The organism is Lacinutrix sp. C3R15 (assembly GCF_018860825.1).
GTDB lineage: Bacteria > Bacteroidota > Bacteroidia > Flavobacteriales > Flavobacteriaceae > Oceanihabitans.
The window spans coordinates 40,225-61,368 of record NZ_JAHKPZ010000034.1 but is presented as its reverse complement, the minus strand read 5'-3'; the positions used below and the strand labels follow the sequence as shown (position 1 = coordinate 61,368).

The following is a 21,144-nucleotide window of genomic DNA, read 5'->3' as shown; positions in this document are numbered from 1 at the left end:
TTAAGATTGAATTTGGGAGAATATGTAAAACATTTCGGTTGCAATTTGTAAGCTTCTTTCATTGTACTTTTCGGCTTGTTGTGGTGTGTTATCAAAAGCTTTAGGGTCTTCAAAAGTAATAGGAATACGTTTTTCTGCACCAGCAATAAAAGGGCAAGCACCATCTGCCTGCGAGCAAGTCATGATAGCAGCAAAAGCAGATGTAGGGTTAAAGGCATCTCCTAATTTTTTAGAATACCCAATAACAGGATGTTCATTATCTGCATATTTAATAGTATAAATAGGGTTATTCCCTTTAGAAATGGTTTGTATTTGAAAACCAGAATCCTCTAAAGTTTTAGCAACCATAGGAAACAATGCAGTAGCTTCTGTACCACCAGAATAACAAAACACATTTTTAATATTAAAGTGGTTTGCCATAGTTTGTGCCCAAACTTGTGAGAAATGACTTCTTCTTGAATTGTGTGTACAAATAAAATGCAATCTTATCTCTTGCTTGTTATTTACCTTTGTTTGTATAAAATCTGCTAAAGGTTGTAAAACAGCTTGGCGTTCTTTAGAAATAGTTTGTATGTTTAAATTGTCAATTACATTTACTATTTCTTGAAATGTAGAGGGTTGTGTGGTTATCATTTTTTTTGAAGGTTTAGTTACTAATTAACAACAGTTTCCGTCTGGTGAACAGCAAGGTTCATCATTAGAAGTTGTAAGTTGAGAGAATTGTAATTTTGGTTTTTCTGTAGGAATTCCGCAGTTATCTTTTGCTAAACAATCGGTTTGTTTAGATGTTAGTAAGAAATTTTTTCCGTTATAATCTAAACCAAATTTTTCAATAGTTTGTCCTTGGTATTCTACTTCAATTTCTAAATCTTCAATACCCAGTGTTTTTTCAGAAAGTTCAATAATATGCACTAATTTTTCAGGGTGTAATCTATGGTCATAATCATTAGCATTCCATAATTGAAAGTTAACCACTTCTTCTTTTCTAACGGTTCCGCCACAATCAATAAAGTGTTTTGTAATTTTACCAACTTCTGTTACATGAAAGTGATTTGGTACTAATTCGCCATTTGGCAATTGAAATGCAATAGTTTCTAACTGTTGTAATTTGTTTTTAATTTCTGAGAGTTTCATAACTATATTTGTTTATTGCGATTATACGATTAATGTGTTAAATTTTTTTTAGCAACAATCTGTGTTTTGTATATCTTGATCTAAAAAGGCAAGCATTACATTTTTCATTGTACTCCAGTTTTTAGTATCAATACAGTAGCAAACACTTGTTCCTTCAACGTTTCCTTTAATTAAACCTAGGTGTTTTAGTTCTTTTAAATGTTGTGAAATAGTAGGTTGTGCCAAGCCTATTTGGTTTACTAAATCACCACAAACACAAGAGTTTATTTTAAATAGATGTTGTAAAATAGCAACTCTTGCAGGATGCCCAAAAGCCTTAGCAAATAGTGCAATTTCATTTTGCTGGTCTGTAAACATTTCGGTTTTAGCTAATCCCATTTCTTTTGTTTATTTATTCATTGCAATATTACGATAAATATTTTAATACTGTTTTATTTTTAATAAAAATTTAAGGAAGGTGTAATTTTTTTATTGTAGTTATCCTTTTATAAAGTCTTGATATTCTTCAAAAAAGCTTTCAAATTGCTGCATGTTTTCATTAAAGAATACCATGACCTCTTGCCAAGTATTTTTGTTGTGTATAGATACTTTTTTTTCTAGCGGAATGTAAATACGCGAAATTTCTTTTCCATTATCTAAAAAATATTCTTCTTTAAAAATGGCATCTGGCAGATATTCGTTTTGCAAAATAGATTTTAAGGATTGTAGTTTTTCCCAGTAGGTAATTCGGTTTTCTAGATCATCTTCTAAGTCTAGTGCAACTAAAGCCGATTTATTATCAAAATGAAACTTAAAGCTTAAACCTTTTATTTTGGTATTGTATAAGGTCCATTTTCTTGGAAATGATTTTCCAAAACTAGTCCAGAATAATTGTTTTATTTTTCTTGATTCTTCTTTACTAAACATAGAAAAATTGTAAATTTTACATTCCCTTGAAAAAAAGGGAATCTTATTTTTAATTGTTTTAACTCCTCTTAATACAAGGAGGAGAGTACTTACTTTATAACCATAGGGTTTCCACGAAAGTGAAAACTACACAAAATAAGCAATTGCAATAGCTGTAATAATGGTTATTAATTTGGTAATATTAAACTTGTGGTCTTCATTACTTTCAAACAAAATAGTAGTAGAAATATGTAAAAATATACCAATTACTATTGCTGAAATTTCATAATAATAGGTTTGAATAAAAGAGAAATTTTCAGATAGTAAAACTCCAAAAGGAGTCATTAATGCAAACAGAATTAAGAAAAAAGCAATTTTTACTTTTGGTAATTTTGATGCAAAAAAGAAGGTAGCTAAAATAATAGCAACAGGTAGCTTATGTATTATAATACCTAAAAGTAAACTGCTATGGTTATCTATTGGTATGCCTTCTAAAACGCTGTGAATACTTAAACTAATAAATAACAACCAAGGGAAAATGGTTGCGTTTTTATTTAAATGTACATGACCATGCTCTGCACCTTTAGAAAAGAACTCTAACACTATTTGCATTAAAATACCAATCATTATAAATAAACCAACAGAGTCATTACTATTAGAATAGACTTCTGGTAGAAAGTTAAATACCGTGATAGATAGTAGGAAAGCACCACTAAAAGCCAATAGTAATTTTAGGTTTTTATTTTGCGATGGTTTTAAAATTAAAACAATGGCATAACCTAAAAGTACACTTAATATTGGTAGTAATATGTTTTGCATCTATAATTAATGAAATATTTAAAAGACTCTTTGACAAGCTTAGAGTGTTATTTATACTAATTTATAAAAGTTTGTATAGACTAATTATTTAAAAATCAGGATTAGTCTTTCACTTTGTTTGGCATGAAACTTTTGCAATTTATAATTACCAAATATATCTAATAAATACACGCCAGCTTTATTAAAAAGAGCTTCAAAATCTGCTAAAGTAAATCCTCTAACACGTTCTTGAAAACTATAGTTTTTATTATCTGCAGTAAAAGTAATGTCTTTAATGATATATCCATTTTCAACGTATCGTTTTTGGGTAAAAGCAATACCATCAACAATTTTTACATCTTCTGCAACTAGGTTATCTATTACATATTCGCTATTCATAAAATCGATAACAGCAAAACCATTGGTATTAATTTCTGCTTTAATTGCTTTAATGGTGTTTAGGTTGTCTTCTTCATTTTCAAAATATCCAAAACTAGTAAACAAATTAAAAACAGCGTCAAACTTTTTGGTATAGGGTTTACTCATATCATGCACATTAAAATGCAAGGTATCGTTTTCAAACTGTTTGGCATGAGCAATGCTGTTAGGAGATAAATCTATTCCTGTTACATTATACCCTAAAGTGTTTAAATATATAGAGTGTCTGCCTTTTCCGCAGGCAAGGTCTAGTATATTCCCTCCTTCAGGAATATTTAAATAATTGGTAAGATTATCCATGAAGTGTTGTGCTTCGGTATAATCTCTATCTTTGTAAAGAATATGGTAAAATGGAGAATCAAACCACGAAGCAAACCATTCTTTTTCGCTTTTTATCATGTATTGTTATATATCAGGACAAAAATAATCTATTTTTGCAATCTATTTGTCGAAAAACATGGAGAATAATTATAAAATGCTAGCCAAAACTTTATTTGGCTTTGAAGATTTATTAGCAAAAGAGTTAACACAACTTGGTGCACAACAGGTTAAAGTAGGAGTGCGAAGTGTTTCTTTTGTTGGAGATAAAGGTTTTATGTATAAAGCCAATTTAGGATTACGTACTGCAATTAAAATTTTAAAGCCTATTAAAACCTTTAGAATTGTTAATGAAGAAGACTTATACAAGCAAGTATATAAAATGGATTGGAGTGAATACCTAAAGTCTTCTGGTACTTTAGCTGTTAGCTCAACAGTAAACTCTAAACAGTTTACACACTCGCAATACATTTCACTTAAAACTAAGGATGCTATTGTAGATAAGTTTAGAGATACTACTGGCGAAAGACCAAATGTAGATTTGCGTTTTCCAGATTTAAAAATAAATGTACATATAGATAGACAATTGTGTACCATTTCTTTAGATTCTTCTGGTGAGTCTTTGCATAAACGTGGTTATAAAACAGCAACCAATATTGCACCAATTAACGAAGTACTTGCTGCTGGATTAATCATGCTATCTGGTTGGGATGGGCAAACAGATTTTATGGACCCAATGTGTGGTTCTGGTACTATGCTTGTTGAAGCTGCAATGATTGCGTGTAATATACCTCCAAATTTAATGCGTAAGGAATTTGGTTTTGAAAGATGGAACGATTGGGATGTTGAGCTTTTTGAAAAAATTGAAGAATCTTTACTTAAAAAAACCAGAGATTTTCATCATAGATTATTAGGTTTTGATAAATCGCCAAGTGCAGTTGCTAAAGCAAAAGAAAACTTGAAGAATGCACATTTAGAGGAGTTTGCAACCATTAAACATGAAGATTTCTTTAAAACCCAAAAAGGAGGAGAAGCAAAATTACACATGGTTTTTAATCCACCTTATGGTGAACGTTTAGATAATTTAGATGTAAAAGATTTTTACGGAAAAATTGGAGATACCTTAAAACAAGGCTATCCAGGAACAGATGCTTGGTTAGTTACTTCTAATTTAGAAGCCTTGAAGTTTGTTGGCCTACGTCCTTCACGAAAAATAAAAGTATTTAATGCAAAGCTTGAAGCGCGTTTGGTTAAGTATGAAATGTATGCAGGAAGTAAAAAAGGGAAATATATGAAAGAAGATTAGCTTAATAAGCTATTATAAGTAGTTTGTTAAACAGTTTGAAATTTGAAAGTTTAGAATTAGATATTTTTAATATTATCAAATTCTAAACTTTTTTTTAGCTACTTATTCACTTCGGGAAATTCTAAAAAGAGCTGTTCTACCAACAATTTGATTTCTTTTTTTAATGCATTTTTAGGTTTGTCTAACTCACAAGGAATGGTTGCTTGCCATATTACTTGATTCTTTTCTAGATCAGAAACATACACAATAAGTGTTTCTTTAGTATACACAACAGTATTTATGGTACACGTTCTCCAATAATCAAATTCACTATCAAGCTCACAGTTTTTTACAATACTTTCTTCTTCTGTTATAGCAATTTTAAAACCAGCTTGAAGTTGTGGTTTAAATACATTGGTTCTGTAGCCTAAAGCAGCCATGTGGTTATCTACTTCATCACCAATTAATTGACGAACAAATGCATTATCTAGATTTGGGTATTTGGTATTGTCTACATGAAAGTCTTCTAAACAAAGTATATAGGTTTCGTAGTAGTTAAAATCTACTTCTTCATCATATTCAGATATAATATCTATTGTTGCTGCACAACCAAAAAGCAGAAAGAAAGTAATAAGACTAAAAAAAGGTAATGACTTCATGATATATGTTTATGTCATAAAGGTCATTGATTTTTAGTTGATTAACTATGATAATTGTCAGTTTTTCTCTTTTAAATGCAATATATTTATATTCTTTTTTTTGTGGTAGTTTATCCTTTTTTAAATAAAGGAATTAGGTAAGAAATATTATAACTATACCCTACGCCAAAATTACTTCCATCATAGGTTCTATTATAACCAGGAACATACAAATTTTCAAAATTATCTGGTTGGTCTTGACTAAAGATATTTTTTAATTGTGCATTAATACCAATATATAAATTGGTTAATATTTCTGCTTTAATACCAATTATTAATTCTGCCCAAATAGCAGTCAAGCCACTAAATTTTTCGGCATCAGTAGAAGAAAAATGAGGTTCCCAATACTGGTTTTGTTCGTATACGGCAAAGCTATTTCTTGTTTGACTAAAGGTACTAGCACCAACACGCAAACCACCATAAATCATGTTATGCATACCAAACCAATTGGTATAAGAGTTATAGTCTACTCCAGCTTTAAAATAAGAACCTGAAGCAGTTGCATTAATATAATCATTACCTAAAGTTCTTTCTTCGGTACCTAGTTCACCTGCAAGATATAAGCGTTTAGATAATCTAAAATCTGCCATGATTTCAAAGCCTTTGTAGTCATCTTCAAGTGCAGTTCTAATTAATTTACTTAAATCACCACCAACACGAAGTCCGTATTTTTGTATGTGTTTAATAGAGTCTTTTTTAACTTTTGCAATGCTATCATTTTGTGCATTTACAGAAACACAAAACAGCATAAAAAAAACAAATATATTAATGGTAAAGGTTAAAGTGGGCTTCATCTTCATTGCTTATAGGTTCGTTATCTGTTGCTGAAAGTATATAGTCTATCCATTTATCTCCATCGTCTTCTACGCTAATAGTTACGTTATCAAAAACGGTTTTATAGCCACATGCTTTAGATACATATTCTAGTTCTGTTGCATAATTAATAGTAATAGTGTCAGCGTTTCCTTCTGTAGTACCATCATCATTTAAAACATAGTCTTTATGCAATACAAACTGCGTGCTGTTTTCTGTAGTTTTTAATGGTAAGTATATACTGTTTGCTGTAACTATATTATAGTCGCTTAGTACTTCATCATTACCAACACCTTGTATTCTAAGCTTAGATGCATTTTTTACATTGTCTGTATTTGCACTATTGTAAAACTGTATGTATAAACGAGAAGTGGTAGAGGTATCATCTGAACAAATATCATCTCTTTCGCAACTTAAAAAAGCTACAAAGGTTATAAGAGCGGTTAGGATTATAAATTTTAGTTTTTTCATGTTTACTTTCCGCGAAAGCGGTAATATTTTCAATACAAAATTAACGTTTTTCTAAAAGTACAACATTTTCTACATGAAAGGTCTGCGGAAACATATCTACAGGTTGTAGTTTTGTTACTTTATACATAGCATTCATTAACGCTAGGTCTCTAGCTTGTGTTGCACTATTGCAACTTACATAAACTATTTTATTTGGCGCAATGTTTAGTATTTGATTAACAACATCTTTATGCATACCATCACGAGGAGGGTCTGTAATAATTACATCTGGTTTACCGTGTGTTTTAATAAATGCATCATTAAAAACGTTTTTCATGTCACCTACAAAAAAATCGGTATTGTCAATATTATTTAGTTTTGCATTTGCTTTAGCAGCAAGAATAGCGTCTGGAACAGCTTCAACACCTACCACTTTTTTAGCTTGTTTTGCAACAAACTGCGCTATGGTTCCTGTACCAGTATATAAATCATACACCAACTCATTACCAGATAAACCTGCAAAATCGCGTGTTATTTTATACAATTCATACGCTTGCGCGGAATTGGTTTGGTAAAAGGATTTGGCATTAATTTTAAATTTTAAGCCTTCCATTTCTTCAAAAATATGATCTTCTCCTTTATAGCAAATTACTTCTTGGTCATAAATAGTATCATTTGCTTTTTCATTAATGATATATTGTAAGGAAGTGATTTGTTTAAATTCTTCAGCAAGAAAATTCAATAATAATTCACGTTTTTCTTTGTCTTCTTTAAAAAACTGTACAACAACCATAATATCTCCTGTTGAAGAAGTACGAATCATTAAGGTTCTTAATAATCCGGTTTGATTTCTGGTATTAAAAAACGCCATGTCGTTATCTAATGCAAATTGTTTTACAGCGTTACGTATAGCGTTAGAAGGATCTGCTTGCAAATGGCATTTTTTTACATCTAGAATTTTGTCCCACATACCAGGAATATGAAATCCTAAAGCATTTCTGTCTCCTAAATCTTCGGTAGATTCCACTTCTTCAAAAGTTAACCAACGAGAATCACTAAAAGAGAATTCCATTTTATTTCTGTAAAAATATTGTTCTGCCGATCCTAAAATAGGCGTAACTTCTGGTAACTCTATGTGTCCAATTCTGGTTAAATTATTAGTAACCTCTTTTTGTTTGTAAAATAATTGATGCTCATAGGCCATGTCTTGCCATTTACAACCACCACAAGTACCAAAATGCTCACATGCTGGTTCTGTACGTTTATCTGATAATTTATGAAAAACGGTTGCTTTACCTTCATAGTAGGCTTTACGTTTTTTAAATGTTTGTACATCTACCACATCACCAGGAACAGCGTTTGGTAAAAATATAACTTTTCCATCTGGAGCTTTAGCAACGGTTTTACCTTTTGCACCTGCATCTATAACTTCCACGTTTGTGAAAACTTGTTTTCTGTTTTTTCTTCTTGACATAGTTGCAAAAGTAAGCAAAGGATTTTCTTTTTTCGAGTATTGATTTGTGATTTTTTAAATAAAAATGAGAATAGAAATATTTTAATTCGACCTGAATATTTAGTATTTTGCAAGTCTTTAGGGATGATTTCTTTCCCACGCTGAATTTTCGACACTTCGAAAGGATAAAGGTAGATAAGGAATGGCTTTTTTATTCACTAATAAAATTATTTAAAATGGCTGTTTTAGACCAATTAACATCGCAGGAAGCGATGGATTTAGAAAACAAGTATGGCGCGCACAATTACCATCCACTTCCAGTAGTACTGAGTAGAGGAGAAGGTGTATATGTTTGGGATGTAGAAGGAAAAAAATATTATGATTTTCTTTCTGCTTATTCTGCAGTAAACCAAGGACATTGTCATCCTAAAATTGTAGAAGCAATGGTTAATCAAGCACAAACGCTAACATTAACCTCTAGAGCATTTTATAATGACATGCTAGGTAAATTTGAAAAATTTGCTACAGAAACCTTTAACTACGATAAGCTGTTACCAATGAATACAGGTGCAGAAGCTGTAGAAACCGCTTTAAAACTTTGTAGAAAATGGGCTTATGAGGTAAAAGGAATTGATGAAAACGAAGCAGAAATTATAGTATGTGAAAATAACTTTCATGGTAGAACAACAACTATTATATCTTTTTCAAACGATCCTGTTGCAAGAAAAAACTTTGGACCTTACACTAAAGGTTTTATAAAAATTGAATACGATAACCTACAAGCTTTAGAAGAAGCACTTGCTGGTAATAAGAACGTTGCAGGGTTTTTAGTAGAACCAATTCAAGGAGAAGCTGGTGTGTATGTACCTACAGAAGGGTATTTAACAAAAGCGAAAGCTTTATGTGAAAAGTATAACGTTTTATTTATTGCAGACGAAGTACAAACAGGAATTGCAAGAACAGGTAAAATGTTAGCTATTGATCATGAAAATATTAAAGCAGATATATTAATACTTGGTAAAGCTTTAAGTGGAGGAGCATATCCTGTTTCTGCAGTATTGGCAAATGATAGCATTATGCATGTTATTAAACCAGGAAATCACGGAAGTACATTTGGAGGAAATCCAGTAGCAGCTGCTGTTGGTATGGCTGCATTACAAGTGATTAAAGACGAAAAACTTGCGGAAAACGCACAAGTTTTAGGTGAATTGTTTAGAGCAGAATTAAATAAATATATTGCTAATTCAAGCATTGTAAATGCTGTTAGAGGTAAAGGTTTATTAAATGCTATTTTAATTAATGATGCAGAAGATAGTGAAACGGCTTGGAACATTTGTTTGGCTTTACGTGATAATGGTTTATTGGCAAAACCTACACATGGAAACATTATTAGATTTGCACCTCCTTTAGTTATGACAAAAGAACAACTATTAGATTGTGTTGCTATTATTGTAAAAACATTAAAGCAATTTGAAGCCTAAGCTTTTCAATTTATAATAATAGTATTACTAAATACAAAAAGCGACCTAATGGTCGCTTTTTGTTTATATAATAAAATGGTTTTATTGATTTTGTTGTTGTAATTCTTCTATTTTTTGTCTCATAAGTTCTGGATCTTGCATGGTATCCCAACCAAAATACATAATGGTTGCAATAATTGAAATTATAGTAATAAGTGATAATACAATACCAACTATAGCCATTATTTTTCCTGCTTTTACGTTTCCGTAACCTAAATAATCTTCTGGTGCACTTTTGTATAATAAAGTTGCTTTATTGGCTAAAATAAGCGCTAAAATCCCTAAGGTGATACCTAAAACACCATAACACCAACAGGTTACAATAGATAATATTCCAAAAACTAAAATAAGCGTTGCGTTTGGTAGTGTTTGTTTTTCCATAGTTAATTTTATATAAATTTAAAGATATAGTTAGTAAAGATAATTACAATATTGATACTAAATAATAAAAGTAAATAGTTGTGTCCGTTTTTAAATTTAAATTTTAAATGTAATACTAAAAGCAGCAGCATTAAAAGTATAGTAAAAATGGCAGGATATATTTTAAAAGCCGCAGAGAAATCTCCTTGAATTAAGTAAGCTACAGAGCGTTGCATACCACAACCTGGACATTCTATACCAAATAGTTTTTTATTTAAACAAGGTAGCATGTAGGCTTCAAAAGAAGACATATAATGTTTGTTTAGTTAATACAAGTTTAAAAAGCAGTTGTCTTAACAGGTAATGTTTTAGCTGTTAAGACAAGCTTTTTTAAGTTTCAATTTTTGTAATTGTTTAGTTTTTTTGAGCAATCACTACTTTTTTAATCTTCGTACTTTGATTAGCAAAAGTCACTTGGGTAATATAAACTCCATCGCTTAAATTTTTAGTTGAAAATTCGTATCTATTTTTTGTAGATAGGTTGTTTTCTTTAAAAATTATTTTTCCACTAACATCAAAAAGTGAAATAGTTTTTACTTCTAGTTGGTTTGGATTTAAAATAGTTAATACCGAATTAGTATTGTTTTGCATTACTAAGAAATCTTCGTCAATAAATTCTTGAGAAGAAAGTGTTTCGTTTTGAAAAACAATTTCAAAACGGTCTGTATAGTTTCCAGCTTCAAGTGTTATTTCATAGGCTTGGTCTTGAAGATTTACATACAAATTGTTTTGTTTATCATGAATGTAAATTGGCTGACTTTCCTCAAAATTTTGAACATCATAAATACCAAAACGCACTAGTTGTTGGTTGTGTATATTAACAAGTAAAGGTATTTGTAAACTTTCGTCATAATTAAATGCTTGTATAGCATAAGGTGTATTGTCAAGAATCCAATTAGCATCAGAAGCAACTTGCTCAGCAATTGGCGCTTCTAAACCATAATCAAAACCATCTGTTGCAGTATAGTGAAAGTTCATTAATAATTGACGTGTATACGAATCATTTCCGTTATTATCAAAACCAACATTAATTCTAAAGCGTTTAAAATCTGTAGGAACTATGTTATAGCCATCTTCGTTATATTCCGTTTCAGGAAATGTTTCTCTTTCTGTTGCTGTGCTTTCGGTTCTAAAAAACTCACTATCTGCATCAGATTGTTTATAAAACACTCTATGTGCGTTAGAAAAAGTAACACTAGTTGCACTAGCTGTTCCTTCTACCATGAAACCTTGCCCTACAGGAATATAGCGTCTTGCTGTTTTTGTTCCTGTTCCAGCACTAGGACCTCCAGCTACTGTACCATTTAATAAATACATTCTAAATACAGCAGGAGTAAAAGATTCTGTACCTGTTGAAGAAATAGTATATAAAGCATAACCACCTACATAGTTTGATAGTACATGAGAAGTAGCTCCAGTAGCTTGTTCCCAATATTTTAAAACACCAGTCATATACGGGAATTCAACTGGATGATATGCGTCTGAAATTCCAGAATTACGAGTATCATGAATAAACGCAAGTGCATCTATAGCAGAAGGATATGGATTACCAACAAGGGTTTCTCTGTTTGGATTTAAAGTTACGGTAATATCTCCATTATTTGGTTTTCCTCTAAAGTCATATTTTTGAGCACCACTAGTGTTTCCTTTCATGCTAAAACCATAACCAGAATCTAATGTTCCGTTAGGATCACCACCAACAGGTAAAGAACCACCACCAAGACCTATCCAATCTTCGTAGGCATTAGATGTTGTTGGTAAACCTATAAATGTATATAACCAATAACTAGAAATTTCTGTATTTGTACCATCATAACCAGAAGTATAATTATAAGGAGTACTTGTTATTGGAGCGGTTACTTCGCGATAGAAATTATTACTTGGCATAAATGCCGAATTTCCTGTTGCAGCAATGTTTTGGCCTACTGGTGAAGCCCAATAATTATACATATAGGTGTTAGAATTACCTGTTTGGTATACGCTTAGCTTTCCTTCTCCAGAGTTTCCAACATTGTTACCTTGTAAAAGATGTGCATCATTACGTAAATAAAGATGCCCATTTGTGTCTAAATTAACATCGTCTGTTACATATAATGGAGCAACATTTGGGCCACTTAAAAAAGCTGTACCATCTACATAAACAAAACTACCATTGCTAACATATAGGTCTGATTGCGCAAACGTTATACTGCAACATGTTAAAAGAATTAAGGCGAGGGAATATTTCATGAGGGTATTGTTTACTTTGTTAATGGTAATGTGTTATGGATAAATTTCGAAGAATGGTAATGTTTTAATTTCGTTCTTCAATTACAGTGTTTAATCTACTCTCTAGTAATAAAATTTTATTTTCTAAGTTAGATATTCTTTTATTTTCTATAATTTTTTGTTGTTCTTTAATTGCTTCAACAGTAATAATTATAGATTTAATTTTTTTAAAATTAATTAAAAATTAGTGTTGTTTTTTAAATAATTGGCTATTTTCGATATACAGTAAATATGTTAGATAAATGTTATGTAAATATTATGAAAAATGTAAAAAAATACGATTATCTGTTGGTTTTGTTAGGTAGTGTTGCAGCAATTTATGCACAAGCAGGAGCACAGCAAAACACGTTGTTATTAGTTTTAGGAATTGTATTTTTAATGTTTGGTTTGTATCGCATTTATAGTACAATACCTAGTAAAAAAGAAGAAGAAAAGAATGAGTTTTAAAGTAGGTGATTTTGTTTTTGTTTTAGATGATGATTTATCTGGTGAAATAGTTCGTGTTTCGGGAGATAAAATCACCATTTTAACGAAAGATGATTTTGAATTAGATTTTAATAGTAATGAAGTTGTTAAACAAGAAAACACAAATACTTTAAAGCATAATGTTTTTACAAATGCTTCGTTGCAACATGTGGTTTCAGAAAAAGAAACTAAAAAAAGAAAAGTAGTTACTAAAAAGGCTAAAGAGCGTTATGAGCCAACTTTTGAAGTAGATTTACATATTCATCATTTAACAAAATCTTCTCGAGGTATGTCTAACCATGATATGTTAAACTTGCAATTAGATACAGCCAGAAGACAACTTGAGTTTGCTATAAATAAACGCATACAAAAAATGGTGTTTATTCATGGTGTTGGTGAAGGGGTTTTAAAAACCGAATTAGAATATCTTTTAGGTAGATATAACGTGAAATATTATGAAGCCAATTACCAAAAATATGGTTTAGGAGCTACAGAAGTATATATTTACCAGAATACAAAACCTTAAAAAGGAATTTCTACGGTTCTTTCATCTTCTAAGTTGTCATCTTCTAAAGTACCAAAATCTAAATAATCATAAGTAATTGAAGGCAGTTCAAGGTTTATTATTTCTAAGGTAACCTCAAAAGTTTGCTGTATGTCATGATCTCTATACGCTGTTGTGGTAATAGAATCATCATCAATTGAAAAATTTAAATAATCTGCAATTTCAGGATTTGTAAAATCGTTTGAAGGGTCTAAATCTTCATTTGCATCTTCATTAATTGTTAAAACACCATCACCATCATCATCAGTATCTAAATAGTTTGGTATTCCATCACCATCCGTATCTAAATAGTTTGTTGTTGGGTCATCATCACCATCTTCATCATCAGTATCAATTTCTAAACGTGTAAGTACATTGTCACCATCATCATCTTCATCTAAATAATTTGGTAAGCCATCTCCATCAGTATCATCATCAGTTAAATCTCCATTTCCATTAATATCTTCTAATTCTGCATCAATACCATCATCATCATCTTCGGTTAAAGAAATATAAACGGTTGCTGTTCCTGTTGTACTCTCTTCGTCATGTGTAATAGTGATATCTGATGAAGGTACATCATCACAAAAGAAATCTGTAGGAGTAGTATCATACCTTCTGTAGTTAAAGAAGTTTGAGGTACCGTTAATGGTATATTCTTCTTCGGTAAGGTATAATTCGCCATTTTCATCAGTAGCTATTAAACTATCTAATGACTTAGTAACAGAAGTAATTTGTAAAGAAATAGATTCTGCAGGATCTTCTTTTATTTTATAAAACACCAATTCTCCGCAGGCGGAAAAAGTATCTTCAAAATCAAGTTCTTCTGTAATAATATCTCCATCGTTACAAGAAAAAAGCATAAAAACAGATAAAATAACAAAAAGTAACTTTTTCATAATATTGTAATTTTTGAACAAAAATAATAGAATTGTTAAACTTATAACGATGCTTCTTGCAAATAATTTTAATTGCACTATTTTTGTTGCTTCAAACACACAATTATATTTATGAAAACTGTTTATTTTGATAGTGCTGCAACTACGCAAGTACGAGACGAAGTGATAAAAGATATGCAAGATGTTCTTGCTTCACAATATGGAAATCCTTCTTCTACACATGCATTTGGTCGTGCATCTAAATCTATTATAGAAACTGCAAGAAAAACTATAGCAAAACAATTGCACGCGTTACCACAGGAAATAATTTTTACTTCTGGAGGTACAGAAGCAGATAATATGATTTTGCGTTGTGCTGTTAGAGATGGTAATGTTACAACAATAATTACCTCACCAATTGAACACCATGCTGTTTTGCATACAGTTGAAGAGTTAAGAAATGAGTATAATGTAACTGTAGAGTACGTTAAGCTACAAGCTTGTGGTACTCCAGATTATGAAGATTTAGAAAGATTACTAGCTGCTAATGATGAGCGTAAATTAGTAAGCTTAATGCATATTAATAATGAAATAGGAAATATTTTAGATATTGATAAAGTTGCTACTTTATGCAAAGCTAATAATGCTCTTTTTCATAGTGATACAGTACAATCTATAGGTCATTTTAATTGGAATGTAGAAAAAACTCCTATTGATTTTATGACAGCTGCAGCACATAAATTTCATGGTCCAAAAGGTATTGGTTTTGCATACATACGAAAAAACAGCAATTTTAAACCACTTATATTTGGAGGAGCACAAGAGCGTGGTCATCGAGCAGGAACAGAACCTGTACACAACATAAAGGGCTTAGAAAGTGCGTTTAAATTAGCATATGAAAACTTAGAAGAAGAAAGCGCTTATATACAATCTTTAAAAGATTATTTTAAAACAGCTATAAAAAAGGCAATACCAGCAGTAAAATTTAATGGTAATTGTGAGGACCAAGGAAAAAGTACTTATACTTTAATTAATGTGTGTTTACCAATGAGTCCTGAAAAAGCATTGACTTTACAATTTCAATTAGACTTAAAAGGAATTGCTTGTTCTAAAGGTTCTGCTTGCCAAAGTGGAAGCGGAAAAGGATCTCATGTTTTAGCACAAATATTAGAAGAAGAAGATATACAAAAACCATCTATTCGATTTTCGTTTTGTAGATACAATACTAAAGAGGAGATCGATTATGTTATAGCAGTTTTAAAAGAGTTTGTTTAGTTAAAGTTAATTGACAAGAATTATTATAAACATAAAAAAACCTTCAAAAATTATTTTTCTGAAGGTTTTTTTTACTACTCAATTAACACTTAAGCAGCTTGTTCTTTTTGTAGTATATTACTTTTAATTTTAGTTTCCCATTTTTCTAATAACGAAACTTCATTACTCATTTCAATATTTACATCTACATTATAAAACTCTAACACTTCTTTAGGTTTGTTAGTTGTTTTATATTCAATAACTAAGTCTATTTTATCTGTTTCTGTTTTAAAAGTGTTTTTGTTTTTAAAAGTTCTGTTTGTTCTAACAATAGCACAAGAACGTACTTGGTTTAACTCTATAATTTTGGTGTTATATACTTCGTTTATTATTTTAGAATATATAAGTTTGTTTTGATCTGTATCTAAAGCAATAGCATAGTAGCTTCCCCAGAAATCAGGCTGATCTATGGTTACATTATTTTGTAAAGCTTCGTTAATAAAGCCTTTTCTTGATTTTTTCTTTTTACTAGTTTGTGATCTTTGTATTGCTACTATTGGTAATACTATTATAAAAACAATTAATACGCCAATAATGGTGGTTGTTGAATCCATGATTTTATTTTTTTATTTTATTATACGTGTTGTTTCTTGGTGAAATACCAAGAATGATAAAGTGCAACTAAATGATTTTGTTGTGTTTAGTTGTGCTGTGAAATAAAAAAATAATATTATGAAAACGTATGAAAAGGGTAGAGTAGCGCATCTAAATCTAAGCCTGGCTGTATGTTTACACAGCTAAAAAGATATTGATTATCTTTAGTTTCTGTATAGTTTTCAATGTATTTGAAAAGCGGAAACTGAGATTTAAATTTTTCGGAATGAAAATTAAAATAGCTTTCATTTCCTAAATCAGATAATAGTTCTAAATCTGGAAAAGCAGATAATTCTGGCGTTTTAGAATTAGAAGTATTAAGGGCTACATCATGTTGTTGACTGTTCTCTGAAACAACATCAATAAGCATGTTTTGCATAGAAATGCTTATGCTTAAACTATAAGCAAGTAGCAGGCTTAACGCCATTATATTTCTAAACAATTGTTTCATGGCTACAAATTTACCAAGGTTAATGGTTTTGTTATTAAATAAAATGTTAAAATATGTTTAAGCAGTATTTTTTTTAAGAGTGTAAAAAGCTCTAAGGTTATTTTATTTAAAATTTCATTGTAGTTCTTACATTAAAAACTCTAGGTGTTAGGTAATTTGGTATTGCATATTGGCGCTTGCTATATACATCTCTAACCCAAGTATTGGTAATCGAGTTTTGTACATCAAAAACATTAAAAATTTCTAGTCCTAAAGTAAGTTCTTTAAAAGGTTTTCGCCAACCAGAAGTATACTGTTTATTATCATCTACAATTACATATTGAAAACCTAAATCTGCACGTTTGTAATCTGGTAAACGGTTTTGGTACACATAAGGATCTGCATAACTTGGTGAACCACCAGGTAGTCCAGTATTATATACCAAGTTTAAATACATTTTTAAGTTTGGCATATTAGGCACATAATCTTGAAATAAAGCTGCAAATTTTAAACGTTGGTCTGTTGGTCTTGCTATATAGCCACGATTATCAATGTTTTCTTCGGTTTTTAAATAACCAAAACTAAACCAAGATTCTGTTCCTGTAACAAACTCTCCGTTTAATCTTAAGTCTAATCCGTAGGCATATGCTTCGGCATTATTACTAGCGCTGTAACGTATTCTTACGTTTTCAACGGTATATGGGTTTACATCGTTTAACTTTTTGTAGTATGCTTCAGAGGTAAGTTTAAAAGGTCTATTCCACATTTTAAAACTATAATCATTACCTAAAACAAAATGTATAGATTGTTGGGCTTTTACATTTGGCTGTACTTCTCCATTTTCATCACGAAGTTCTCTATAAAAAGGAGGTTGGTAATATAAACCAGTTCCAAATCTAAAAAGCATGTCTTTTTTCCAATTAGGTTTTATGGCAACTTGTGCTCTAGGGCTAAAAACAGTTTGATTATTACTTTCAATACCATCACCTTGTACATTCCAGTTATGCATTCTTGCTCCAGCATTTAGCCAAAGTTCACTTTCACCAACGTCAAAGCGTCTGCTCCATTGTAAATAGGCTTGAATTCTGTCTATAGATGTATTGTTGGTAGCCCTAACATTTTGGTATGCTTCAATTGGGCCTTCATTGGGTTGGTATGGTTGTTCATCAAAATAATCAAGGTCAGGAGGATTTATAGAAAAGCCTGCAGAGTCTATAACTTCCCATTCTACTAGTCTGTCTCTAATATCTTCATTAGTATATTTTATAGACCATTCAAAGTTATTTTCTTCTAATTTATAATCTCCTTTGTGTTCAATAGTGGTAATAAGTGCATCTAAATCATTTCTACCATGATTTAATTGTCCGCCAATACCTTCGCTAAACTCTACTTCACCTAAATCTTCATCACCAATATTAGTGTTTACTTCACCAAGTCTGTATTGGGCTAAAATATCAAAATATTCTTCTTCTGTAGTATGGTATGTAGAGGCTACTAAATTTAAGTTTAAGTTGTCATTAACTTTATAGCTTCCTTGTATGGCTCCAAAAAGGGTTTGGTATGCATCTTTTTCTTGTCCTTCATAATAAACAAGTAAAGCAATTGGGTCTGATAGTGTACCAAAATTAGTTTGTCTTGTTTGTGGCTCATAATTGTACTTGTTAAGCGAAGCGTTTCCTAAAAAGCTTAGGCTAAACTTATCTGTAAACTTATAAGTAACAAAAGATTGAACATCTAAAAATTTAGGGTCATAATTGGTTTCTGTTTCTTTGGCGTTTACTAATAAACTATTATCTCTATAACGCACACCAACAATTCCTGTTAGTTTGTTGTCATTACTTATGGCTTCAATAGCAAGACTTCCGCCAAGTAAGCTTAAATCTGCAGCGATACCAAAATCTGTAGGTTTTCTGTAGGTAATATCTAAAACAGAAGAAAGCTTATCTCCATATTTGGCTTGAAATCCTCCTGCAGAAAAGTCTACATTTTGAACTAAATCTGTATTTACAAAACTTAATCCTTCTTGTTGTCCTGAGCGAATTAAAAACGGTCTGTACACTTCAATACCATTAACATAAACAAGGTTTTCATCATAATTACCACCACGAACTGAATATTGAGTACTTAGCTCATTATTACTACTCACACCAGGAAGTGTTTTTAATAAATTTTCTACACCTGCATTAGCACCAGGAATTTTTCTGATAGTTGCAGGTTTTAGGGTAATTATACCTTCTACATCTTTTCTTTTTCTTCCTGAAATAACTACTGTAGCAATTTGTTCTACATTAGTTTTCATAACAGGATTAAACTCTATTTCTTCTCCGTTTTTTAGGTTAAAAGTAGCAACTGTTTTTTTTAAAGAGATATGACTAAAAGTTACAGTTATATCTTGATTAGCCGGAATTTTTAAAAGATAAAAACCATTTTCATTGGTTGTAGTACCAGCTTCTTTAGTTTTAATGTTTATGTTATCTACAGGGTTATTAAACTCATCAAGTATTACACCTTTTATAGTTCCTGTTTGTGCAAACATAAAACATGGTATAATTAAAAAGAAAGCCGCTAGGAGTTGAAATTTAGTATTCAAGATTGTTTTTTTATTTTCGGTAAAACATAGTTTCAAATGTAGAATTATTTCCAACATTATCAGTAACAATTAGCTTTAAATTATTTTTAGTTTCTGTAGAAACCGCGTCATTAAAGTTGTAAGTTAATGTTTTTGTTTTATAGTCATACTCCATTAATATCCATTTTCCGTTTAAAGTTGCTCTATAATTAGATATACCTGAGTCTTTGTCTTCAATTTTTAGTTTTAAATATTTGTACTTACTAAGCCATTTTCCTTTAGAAAAATTTAGAGGAGTAATGGTAGGAGCTACAGTGTCTGCTGCTAAAGCATATTTACCTAAATCTCTTGTGCTGGTTGTTAAAATATTTCCTTTTCTTTTTGTGTTAGAATATAACGGATAATCATTCCAACCAACTAACCTTGCTATATATAATTTGCTGGCATCTTCGGTTTTATAATCACTTAAATCATAACTAATATTGAAATATTTTATTGCAGGAATGGTATTTTTATGAAGTGTTAAGGTGTCATTAGAAACTTTAAAATCTATAAAAAAATCATCATAAAACGTGTTTTTAGGTATGCTAACCTTTACACGACCTTCATTTAAGTGCATTTCTTCATTTGCGTAAAGATAATGAGAAGTAGCGGTGTTTTCTTTAGGTTGTACCTCTTTTGTTTTTACACCTTTAATATTTATTTGCAACCAGGTATCATTAGATTCAAAATCTGTTACACGAACTTTATATACAGAAGAAGTACTGTCTTCAACTTCAATAAAACCATCATTAGCTTCTCTATTATAAAGACTTAAAGGATTGTTTTCTTCAATAAATAATTTTTGAAGTCTTTGTTTTTTTGTTTTGTAATGCGCATAATCTATAAAACGATTTAAATGTCTAGTTTCACTAAAAGAAAAACGTTTAAAGTCTATTTCAAAACACAAATCACCATTATATCTTGTTTGAATATTATAAACCCCATTTTTATTGGCCGCTAAATCCTGTCTGTCTATGGTTGCAATGGCAAAGCCAATTTTTCCGTAGGCTTCAAGGTTTTCTACAGAATAGGTACCATTTTTATTATCTATTAAACGTAGTTTTTGTTTTCTTTTAGATTTATTTACGTGAGCATTTTCACCAATAGCATAGGCATAAACTTCTGTAATTATAGGTTTGGTACTATCTTTTATGTCTAAACCAAAAAGTAAAGGGTTTAAAGGTCTTTCTTCATTATCTCTAATTTCATAATGTAAATGCGGACCTCCAGAACCGCCTGTGTTACCAGAATAAGCTACAATATCTCCTTTTTTAATTGGTAATTCTTCCGGATTAGGAAAAAGTTGAATTTCAAAAGATTCCTCTTCGTATTGGTGCTTTTTTACATAAGCTTCAATTTCTTTAGAAAAACTTTGTAAATGACCATAAACCGTAGTATACCCATTAGGGTGTGTTATATATAATGCTTTTCCGTATCCAAAATGAGAAACTTTAATTCTACTTACATAGCCATCTGCAGAACCATAAACATTTAAGCCTTGACGCTGTTGTGTTTTTAAATCTATGCCAGAATGAAAATGGTTTGATCTTAATTCACCAAAAGTACCTGCAGCCACTAAAGTAATATCTAAAGGAGATCTAAAGTAATCTAAAGGATATATGCTTTGAGCATAACTTAAAGTAGAAAAAAGGAGCAATGAAATAAATAAAATTCTCATAAAATAAATTGTAATGCTAATGTATTTAATTTGAAATAAAACTGCAAAGTTTTAATCAAATACTACGCCATAGTATTGATAGTTAGCCGTTTTAAAGAATTTTTATTTTTATTATAAAAAACAATTGTTAATTCGATTTAGGAATGTTAA

The 21,144-nt window shown here is 30.6% G+C and carries 23 protein-coding genes; 5 read left to right on the top strand and 18 right to left on the bottom strand.

Annotated elements, in window-relative coordinates; genetic code table 11:
• The 6 genes from KO494_RS12450 to KO494_RS12425 all read right to left on the bottom strand — a co-directional run bounded on the left by KO494_RS12450 (nt 1) and on the right by KO494_RS12425 (nt 3,654).
• On the bottom strand, nt 1–633 hold the full coding sequence (locus KO494_RS12450; RefSeq protein WP_215967942.1) for a low molecular weight phosphatase family protein: 633 nt from the start codon (nt 631–633) through the stop codon (nt 1–3).
• 24 nt (nt 634–657) lie between these two features.
• Nucleotides 658–1,134, bottom strand: a complete 477-nt coding sequence (locus tag KO494_RS12445; RefSeq protein WP_215967941.1) for a DUF6428 family protein — start codon at nt 1,132–1,134, stop codon at nt 658–660.
• 48 nt (nt 1,135–1,182) lie between these two features.
• A complete protein-coding gene (locus tag KO494_RS12440) occupies nt 1,183–1,512 on the bottom strand; it encodes a helix-turn-helix transcriptional regulator (RefSeq protein ID WP_215967940.1) in 330 nt (109 codons plus the stop codon).
• Nucleotides 1,513–1,611: 99 nt separating this feature from the next.
• Entirely contained in the window at nt 1,612–2,040 is a 429-nt protein-coding gene (locus tag KO494_RS12435; protein ID WP_215967939.1) for a DUF4268 domain-containing protein, read from the bottom strand.
• A 126-nt stretch (nt 2,041–2,166) separates the two neighbouring features.
• Complete coding sequence (locus KO494_RS12430) at nt 2,167–2,838, bottom strand: ZIP family metal transporter (RefSeq protein ID WP_215967938.1); 672 nt, start codon at nt 2,836–2,838, stop codon at nt 2,167–2,169.
• Nucleotides 2,839–2,922: 84 nt separating this feature from the next.
• Nucleotides 2,923–3,654, bottom strand: coding sequence for a bifunctional 2-polyprenyl-6-hydroxyphenol methylase/3-demethylubiquinol 3-O-methyltransferase UbiG (locus tag KO494_RS12425; RefSeq protein WP_215967937.1), 732 nt, complete (start codon nt 3,652–3,654; stop codon nt 2,923–2,925).
• A gap of 58 nt (nt 3,655–3,712) precedes the next feature.
• Between KO494_RS12425 and KO494_RS12420 the strand changes: the two genes are divergently transcribed.
• The gene (locus tag KO494_RS12420; protein WP_215967936.1) at nt 3,713–4,879 is read left to right on the top strand and encodes a class I SAM-dependent RNA methyltransferase; all 1,167 of its coding nucleotides are present in this window, start codon (nt 3,713–3,715) and stop codon (nt 4,877–4,879) included.
• 98 nt (nt 4,880–4,977) lie between these two features.
• Here KO494_RS12420 and KO494_RS12415 read toward each other — a convergent pair whose 3' ends face one another.
• The 4 genes from KO494_RS12415 to rlmD all read right to left on the bottom strand — a co-directional run bounded on the left by KO494_RS12415 (nt 4,978) and on the right by rlmD (nt 8,293).
• The gene (locus KO494_RS12415; protein ID WP_215967935.1) at nt 4,978–5,517 is read right to left on the bottom strand and encodes a DUF4136 domain-containing protein; all 540 of its coding nucleotides are present in this window, start codon (nt 5,515–5,517) and stop codon (nt 4,978–4,980) included.
• 110 nt (nt 5,518–5,627) lie between these two features.
• Nucleotides 5,628–6,350: a DUF6048 family protein gene (locus KO494_RS12410; protein WP_252730388.1), complete on the bottom strand. Its 723-nt coding sequence runs from the start codon at nt 6,348–6,350 to the stop codon at nt 5,628–5,630.
• Complete coding sequence (locus KO494_RS12405) at nt 6,322–6,840, bottom strand: DUF6452 family protein (RefSeq protein ID WP_215967933.1); 519 nt, start codon at nt 6,838–6,840, stop codon at nt 6,322–6,324. Before KO494_RS12405 ends, KO494_RS12410 begins: the two co-directional genes overlap by 29 nt.
• A 40-nt stretch (nt 6,841–6,880) precedes the next feature.
• Entirely contained in the window at nt 6,881–8,293 is a 1,413-nt protein-coding gene (gene rlmD, locus KO494_RS12400) for a 23S rRNA (uracil(1939)-C(5))-methyltransferase RlmD (protein ID WP_215967932.1), read from the bottom strand.
• Between the two features lie 215 nt (nt 8,294–8,508).
• Between rlmD and rocD the strand changes: the two genes are divergently transcribed.
• Nucleotides 8,509–9,753, top strand: coding sequence for an ornithine--oxo-acid transaminase (gene rocD / locus KO494_RS12395; RefSeq protein ID WP_215967931.1), 1,245 nt, complete (start codon nt 8,509–8,511; stop codon nt 9,751–9,753).
• Between the two features lie 81 nt (nt 9,754–9,834).
• Here rocD and KO494_RS12390 read toward each other — a convergent pair whose 3' ends face one another.
• From KO494_RS12390 to KO494_RS12380, 3 genes are all read right to left on the bottom strand, one after another.
• On the bottom strand, nt 9,835–10,173 hold the full coding sequence (locus tag KO494_RS12390; RefSeq protein ID WP_215967930.1) for a CCC motif membrane protein: 339 nt from the start codon (nt 10,171–10,173) through the stop codon (nt 9,835–9,837).
• Between the two features lie 8 nt (nt 10,174–10,181).
• Nucleotides 10,182–10,463 carry a DUF2752 domain-containing protein gene (locus KO494_RS12385; protein ID WP_252730387.1) on the bottom strand — a complete coding sequence of 94 codons (282 nt, stop codon included), beginning with the start codon at nt 10,461–10,463 and terminating at the stop codon, nt 10,182–10,184.
• A 103-nt stretch (nt 10,464–10,566) separates the two neighbouring features.
• Nucleotides 10,567–12,441 (bottom strand): T9SS type A sorting domain-containing protein, encoded by a 1,875-nt coding sequence (locus KO494_RS12380; RefSeq protein WP_215967929.1) that lies wholly within the window; start codon nt 12,439–12,441, stop codon nt 10,567–10,569.
• Nucleotides 12,442–12,738: 297 nt separating this feature from the next.
• Between KO494_RS12380 and KO494_RS12375 the strand changes: the two genes are divergently transcribed.
• Nucleotides 12,739–12,927, top strand: a complete 189-nt coding sequence (locus KO494_RS12375) for a hypothetical protein (protein ID WP_215967928.1) — start codon at nt 12,739–12,741, stop codon at nt 12,925–12,927.
• Nucleotides 12,917–13,471 (top strand): Smr/MutS family protein, encoded by a 555-nt coding sequence (locus KO494_RS12370; protein WP_215967927.1) that lies wholly within the window; start codon nt 12,917–12,919, stop codon nt 13,469–13,471. Before KO494_RS12375 ends, KO494_RS12370 begins: the two co-directional genes overlap by 11 nt.
• On the opposite strand, the gene KO494_RS12365 is transcribed toward KO494_RS12370, so the two are convergent.
• Entirely contained in the window at nt 13,468–14,388 is a 921-nt protein-coding gene (locus tag KO494_RS12365; protein WP_215967926.1) for a hypothetical protein, read from the bottom strand. The genes KO494_RS12370 and KO494_RS12365 overlap by 4 nt on opposite strands.
• A gap of 111 nt (nt 14,389–14,499) precedes the next feature.
• Here KO494_RS12365 and KO494_RS12360 point away from each other — a divergent pair, with 111 nt between their 5' ends.
• The gene (locus KO494_RS12360; RefSeq protein ID WP_215967925.1) at nt 14,500–15,642 is read left to right on the top strand and encodes a cysteine desulfurase family protein; all 1,143 of its coding nucleotides are present in this window, start codon (nt 14,500–14,502) and stop codon (nt 15,640–15,642) included.
• Between the two features lie 89 nt (nt 15,643–15,731).
• Here the strand turns inward: KO494_RS12360 and KO494_RS12355 are convergent, their stop codons facing one another.
• The 4 genes from KO494_RS12355 to KO494_RS12340 all read right to left on the bottom strand — a co-directional run bounded on the left by KO494_RS12355 (nt 15,732) and on the right by KO494_RS12340 (nt 20,994).
• A complete protein-coding gene (locus tag KO494_RS12355) occupies nt 15,732–16,235 on the bottom strand; it encodes a hypothetical protein (protein ID WP_215967924.1) in 504 nt (167 codons plus the stop codon).
• 116 nt (nt 16,236–16,351) lie between these two features.
• A complete protein-coding gene (locus tag KO494_RS12350) occupies nt 16,352–16,726 on the bottom strand; it encodes a hypothetical protein (protein WP_215967923.1) in 375 nt (124 codons plus the stop codon).
• Nucleotides 16,727–16,832: 106 nt separating this feature from the next.
• A complete protein-coding gene (locus KO494_RS12345; protein WP_252730404.1) occupies nt 16,833–19,241 on the bottom strand; it encodes a carboxypeptidase-like regulatory domain-containing protein in 2,409 nt (802 codons plus the stop codon).
• A 64-nt stretch (nt 19,242–19,305) separates the two neighbouring features.
• A complete protein-coding gene (locus tag KO494_RS12340; RefSeq protein ID WP_215967921.1) occupies nt 19,306–20,994 on the bottom strand; it encodes a M23 family metallopeptidase in 1,689 nt (562 codons plus the stop codon).
• Between the last annotated feature and the right edge of the window lie 150 nt (nt 20,995–21,144).